4 protein-coding genes are annotated in these 4425 nt (G+C 71.3%); 1 reads left to right on the forward strand and 3 read right to left on the reverse strand.

What is annotated here, in order from left to right; all coding sequences use genetic code 11:
- From ACFU0Y_RS17310 to ACFU0Y_RS17320, 3 genes are all read right to left on the reverse strand, one after another.
- On the reverse strand, positions 1–911 hold a 911-nt coding region (locus ACFU0Y_RS17310), incomplete at its 3' end, for an ABC transporter ATP-binding protein (RefSeq protein ID WP_380216064.1).
- 135 nt (positions 912–1046) lie between these two features.
- A complete protein-coding gene (gene otsB, locus ACFU0Y_RS17315; RefSeq protein WP_380216066.1) occupies positions 1047–1853 on the reverse strand; it encodes a trehalose-phosphatase in 807 nt (268 codons plus the stop codon).
- A complete protein-coding gene (locus tag ACFU0Y_RS17320; RefSeq protein ID WP_380216068.1) occupies positions 1853–3349 on the reverse strand; it encodes a trehalose-6-phosphate synthase in 1497 nt (498 codons plus the stop codon). Before ACFU0Y_RS17320 ends, otsB begins: the two co-directional genes overlap by 1 nt.
- A 165-nt stretch (positions 3350–3514) precedes the next feature.
- On the opposite strand from ACFU0Y_RS17320, the gene ACFU0Y_RS17325 reads away from it, so the two are divergent.
- On the forward strand, positions 3515–4378 hold the full coding sequence (locus ACFU0Y_RS17325) for a DsbA family protein (protein ID WP_380216070.1): 864 nt from the start codon (positions 3515–3517) through the stop codon (positions 4376–4378).
- Positions 4379–4425: the final 47 nt, after the last annotated feature.

Here is a 4425-nt window from a genome sequence, read left to right on the forward strand (position 1 = left end):
CCGAGCTCCTCGACCACGTCGGCCTCGATCGGCAGCCCGGTGCCCTCGGGCGCCGGGTGCAGGTCCTCGGGGCGGATCCCGACCGTGACCTTGTCCCCGGTCAGGGCCGCCTGCTGCTCCCGGGTCAGTTCCAGGGACAGGGTGCCGAAGGTCGCCGCCCCGCCGGCCACGGGCACCCGGAACAGGTTCATCGCCGGGGAGCCGATGAATCCGGCGACGAACTCCGTGGCGGGCCGGTCGTAGAGGGCCCGGGGGGTGTCGACCTGCATGAGGTGCCCGTCCTTGAGCACGGCGACGCGGTCGCCCATGGTCATGGCCTCGACCTGGTCGTGGGTGACGTAGACGGTGGTGACCCCGAGCCGGCGGGTGAGGGAGGCGATCTGGGTGCGGGTCTGCACGCGCAGCTTCGCGTCGAGGTTGGACAGCGGTTCGTCCATCAGGAACACCTGCGGGGACCGCACGATGGCCCGGCCCATGGCCACGCGCTGGCGCTGCCCGCCGGAGAGGGCCTTGGGCTTGCGGTCGAGGTAGTCGGTGAGGTCCAGGATCTTCGCGGCCTCCTCGACCCGGCGGCGGCGTTCGTCGGTGGGGATCTTGGCGATCTTCAGGGCGAAGCCCATGTTCTCGGCCACGGTCATGTGGGGGTAGAGGGCGTAGTTCTGGAAGACCATGGCGATGTCGCGGTCCCGGGAGGGGACGTCGGTGACGTCGCGGTCGCCGATGTAGATGTTGCCGCCGGTGACCTCTTCGAGGCCGGCGAGCATCCGCAGGGTGGTGGATTTGCCGCAGCCGGAGGGGCCGACCAGGACGAGGAACTCGCCGTCGGCGATGTCGAGGTTCAAATCGGTGACCGAGGGCCGTTCGGCCCCGGGGTACTGGCAGGTGACGTTGGCGTAGCGCACGGAAGACATGGGTGGAGGCCTCTTTCCCGGCAGGCACGTGCCGGACGATCCGAAGGAGAAGAGCTGCCCCCACAGGTGATGGGGGCCACAGTGATCCTAATCACTGTCGGGGCGCCGCCGCCATCGGCGCGCCGTCATCCGAGGTCATCGCACGGCACCCCGCCGCAGCCGGGCGAGACCGGCCAGGGCCGCGGCCAGCTCCTCCGGCGAGGCGACCCGGTGCGCGGCGACGCTCTCTCCCGTGCCCACCTTGATGCCGAGATCGGCGGGGCCGAGCTCGCGCATCGCGTTCTCGTCCGTCACGTCGTCGCCGGCGAACAGGGTCACGTCGGCCCCCGTGGCCTGCATGAACGCGGTGATGCCCTCTCCCTTCGTCGCGGAGTGCACCGAGGACTCGACCACGTGCTGGCCCGGGGTGATCTTGAGCTCCTCCAGCCGCTCGAACTGCTCGATCATCTCCTGCTCCGCGCGGGCGCACAGGCTCTGGTCCGCCATCGTGCGGGTGTGGAAGGCGGCCCCCGTGGGCTTGAGCTCCAGCTTGGCCCCGGGGTACCGGGCGACCTGCGCCTCCACGAGTGCGGTGGCCCGGGCCAGCAGCTCCTGCTGCGCGGGGGTGAGCTGCAGTCCGGTGTCCGCGTCCGGGTCCCCCAGGGCGTCGAGCAGGAGCTCCGCCCCGTGCGAACCGGACAGGAGCATCCTGCCGGCCGGGTCCACCACGGAGCGCAGGAACCGCATGGGCCGGCCGGAGATGACAGCCACGTACGTGCGGTCCAGCTCGAGGAGCTCCTCGAGCGCGGAGCGTGCCTCCGGCAGCGCCCGGCTGTCGGCCGGGTCGTCCGTGAACGGCGCCAGGGTGCCGTCGAAGTCCAGGGCGACCAGCAGGGTCTCGGCCTCCGCCGCCCGGGCGAGGGCGTTCTCGAGCCCGGCGCGGGTGTCGTCGTGCGCGTTCATCACTGCTCCTCCTCGCCGGTCGTGCGGGTGCGGGCGAGGTCCCGCAGGAACGCCTCCGACCAGTCGTTGACGTCGTTGCCCAGGACCTGCCGGCGCATCGAGCGCATCCGCTTCTTGGCCTCGGCCGCCGGCATGTCCTTGGCCCGCAGCATCGCGTCCTTGAGCCCGTCGATGTCGTGGGGGTTGACCAGCAGCGCCTGCTTGAGCTGCTCGGCGGCACCCGTGAACTCCGACAGCACCAGGGCCCCCGAGCCGTCCGTCTTGGCCGCGACGTACTCCTTCGCCACCAGGTTCATGCCGTCCCGGAGGGAGGTCACGAGCATGACGTCGGTCGCGAGGTACAGCGCCACCATCTCCTCGAAGGGGTAGCCGTGGTGCAGGTAGCGGATCGCGGTGTGCGAGATGGTGTCGTGCTGGCCGTTGAGATGGCCCACCAGGCCCTCCACGTCCTCCCGCAGCTGGACGTAGGACTCCACGCGCTCCCGCGAGGGGTTGGCCACCTGGACCAGCACCGACGGCCCCACCGTCAGCCTGCCGTCCTCGAGCAGCTCCCCGTAGGCCTTGATGCGGTGCAGGATGCCCTTGGTGTAGTCCAGGCGGTCGACGCCCAGGAACACCGTCTCGGGGTCGCCGAGCTCGTGGCGGATCTCCCGGGCGCGCTCCTCGACCTCCGGCCGGGAGGCCAGCTCCTGGATCGACTCCGCGTCGATGGAGATGGGGTAGGACTGCGCGTGCACGGTCCACGCGGCGTCCTCCGCGCCGAAGCGGGCCGTGCCGTTCTTGAACGGCACGTCCAGGAACCGCCGCACGCAGCGCTGGAAGTTCTGGGCGTCGCCGGGGCGCTGGAAGCCGATGAGGTCCGCGCCGGACAGGCCGTCGAGGACGGCTCGCCGCCAGGGCAGCTGCGCGAAGATCTCCAGGGGCGGGAACGGGATGTGGTTGAAGAACCCGATCGTGAGGTCCGGCCGCAGCTCTCGCAGCATCTTGGGGACCAGCTGCAGCTGGTAGTCCTGCACCCAGACCGTGGCCCCCTCGGCGGCGATCTCGGCGGTCCGCTCGGCGAAGCGGCGGTTGACCCGGCGGTACGTGTTCCACCAGGCGCGGTGGAACTCCGGCGGCGCGATGACGTCGTGGTACAGGGGCCACAGGGTGGCGTTGGAGAATCCCTCGTAGTACGCCTCGACCTCCCCGGCGGACAGCGGCACGGGGGCGAGGTGGAAGACGTCGTGGTCGAAGCGCTCCAGCGTCTCGTCGGCGGCCCCGTGCCAGCCCACCCAGGCGCCGGCGTTGCGGGCCATGACGGGGGACAGGGCGGCCACGAGTCCGCCGGGGGAGCGGCGCCATGAGGACTCCCCGTGCTCGACGACGCGCTCCACCGGCAGCCGGTTGGAGACCACGACGAAGTCGTAGCCGGCCTCCTGCGGCACGTCCGTCCGGGGCTCCGGCACCTCCTCCAGGTCGGCCGAGGAGGCGGTGGGGGTCTGCTCTGCAGTCACGGGGTGTCCTTCCGGTAGGTCGTCGTCGTCCTGTCCCCAGTCTATTCATCAGTGTGCTCATGGTTCTGCCTGGTGATCTCCTGAGTCGGCGGCCCGGGAGGGGGTCCGATAATCTGGGCGTCGACACGCCCCCATCCGCCCCCCAGGATCTTTCGAAGAGGACCCATGGCAGCCAGCAGCAGCACGACCCCCGACCCGCGGAACCGCGACGCGGCCCGAGAGCGCGCGCGGCAGGTCGCGGACCAGCACGCACGACAGGACAAGCGCTCCCGGCGGATCCTGCAGCTCGGCATCCTCGCCCTGGTCCTCGTCATCGTCGCGGTGGTCGGGATCGTCGTGGCGCAGAACCGTGCCCAGCAGATCCCCGAGGCCGGGCCCGTCCCTGCCAGCGCCAACCAGTGGGGCGGCACGGTGCTGACCGCCGACGGCATCCGCACGGGCGAGTCCGAGGTCTCGGAGCGGGACCTCGGCGAGGTCCCCGAGGCCCCCGATGCCCCGGACGAGTCCGCGGTCCCGCCGGGCGTCGAGGCCTCCGGGGACGGCGAGCCCGTTCAGGTCGTGATCTTCCAGGACTTCGAGTGCGTGCACTGCGCCGACTTCGAGACCGAGAACGCCGACGCCCTCGAGGAGGCCGTGAGCGCCGGCGACATCACCCTCGAGTACCGCAACCTCAACTTCCTCGACCGCTCGACGCCGACGCAGTACTCCTCCCGGGCCGCGGCCGCCGCCTACGAGGTCGGCAACCAGGCCTCGGCCGAGCAGTACCTCGCGTTCGTCGAGGAGGTCTTCTCCCACCAGGGCACCGGCGGGCTGGACGACGATCAGCTCGTCGGGATCGCCTCCTCCCACGGCGCCGACATCGCGAGCGCGCTCGAGGAGGACACGTGGCGCCCGATGGTCAACGTGGTCTCGCAGGAGTCCCTCGCCAACGGCGTCTCCGGTACCCCGACCGTCTTCATCGACGGCGAGCGCCTCGGCAACGAGGCCTTCCAAGAGGCGCTCGACGCGGCTGTCGAGGCCAAGGGGTAGCGCACCGCCCCGCGTCCGGCACCGTGCGACGGCGCCGCGCCCCGTTC

The organism is Kocuria sp. NPDC057446 (assembly GCF_042802875.1).
Lineage (GTDB): Bacteria > Actinomycetota > Actinomycetes > Actinomycetales > Micrococcaceae > Kocuria.